General features: G+C 47.4%; 1 pseudogene. It reads left to right on the forward strand.

Annotated elements, in window-relative coordinates:
- The first annotated feature begins 126 nt into the window (after positions 1-126).
- A pseudogene (locus tag NW838_RS00860) lies at positions 127-1,050 on the forward strand (IS630 family transposase).
- Positions 1,051-1,423: the final 373 nt, after the last annotated feature.

Genomic DNA, 1,423 nt, shown 5'->3' on the forward strand with positions numbered 1-1,423 from the left:
CCGCGTCTCTACACCCTAGCGGTTGCTCGGCAACGATGCTGAAACAAGAATCAGAATCATTTTTGGCACTTCACCGATTACAGCCTATGAATTAGGATACAAGTATCCAAGAGAAAAGAGAGATATATACCAACCTATTTGTTAGATTTATCCCAAAGAGTTGTGGCAGCTTATCAGGCAGGCAAGACCTCCACTCGCCAGGTAGCGGAACAGTTCATGGTAACCCAAAGAACACTGCACCACTGGGTGCATCAGTATCAACAAACTCAGGATTTATCCCCCAAGAAAGTCGGCACAAAGCGAGTAGGTATTCTGGAACAACACCGGCAAGAAGTTATGACGGTCATTGAAAGGCGCCTGAACTATTATCCGTGGTAGTATCAGGAACTGCTACGAGAGCAACTGGATACTGATGTGAGTGCTGTTACGATAGACAACTTTTTAAAAAAGCGAGGAATGACGCTAAAAAAGAATTACCGCAGTGTAAAAATCAGAGAAGAGGAGGTGCAAAGGCAACAATTAGCCTATAGCTAAGAAGTCAAGAATATACCAGTGGAAGATATAGCTATTCTAGACCAGACAAGGGTGTGAGAGGCAATGGAACGGAGGGGTATCTCGGAGTTTACGCAGTCAAAGAGCTTACAGTTACCGTCAGAGATGCAAAGGGAAAAAACATAAGATTATTGAAGCTATTTCCTGGAGAGAGGCAGTAGGCTGTTGTGTTATCAAGGGTGGAATGCAGAAGAGCAATTTTCTGGAGTTTTTGCAAAGTGACTCATGTCCGGAACTGGATGCGCGGAAGGTGGTGATTAGAGTTCGGAAGTGGAGGGTTTGATTCAAGGAACAGGTGCGCGGATCATAGACCTGCCTGTGTATGCACCAGAGTTGAATCCGATTGAGAGGATGTGGTCGGTATTGAAGCCTTTTATCCGGCAGTTTTCCAGAGCCGGGAAGTATGGGATGGAGCAGATAGCAGAGACCTCTTGACTACTCATCAATCCATTCTGCTTCCGAAGTTGGTTTGCTAGGTGTTGCTACTGTGCCCCTTGATTCCTTAACAGGCTGTACTGCTCCATCCCTATGCACGAAGAGGGATGCCGCCGCCCTAATTACTGGGAAGAGACTCCCAGATACTTTGTCCCTCTAATGTCCCTCTAGTAAGAGGTACTGCACCACGAAGCACTCAGTGCCGCCGCAGGCGAACAAGCTGGCGGAGTTCGCAGTTACTGTATCAAGAAGCCGTCATAAAGGGCGGGGCTTGTAACCCAGTTTTCTGGTCAATGTGGCGTTGGCATCTCTTTGTGCTTTATCCTGAGGGGCGATAAGCTAAAGTACAGCAACAACACAGTCCTAAACTGGGAACTTTATTGATGCCTCCGCGCTCCTCTTCCTCCCAGAGTGGCTCTACCCCATTCCCCTTTCT

The sequence above is a fragment of the Synechococcus sp. R55.2 genome, from assembly GCF_047462075.1.
GTDB lineage: Bacteria > Cyanobacteriota > Cyanobacteriia > Thermostichales > Thermostichaceae > Thermostichus.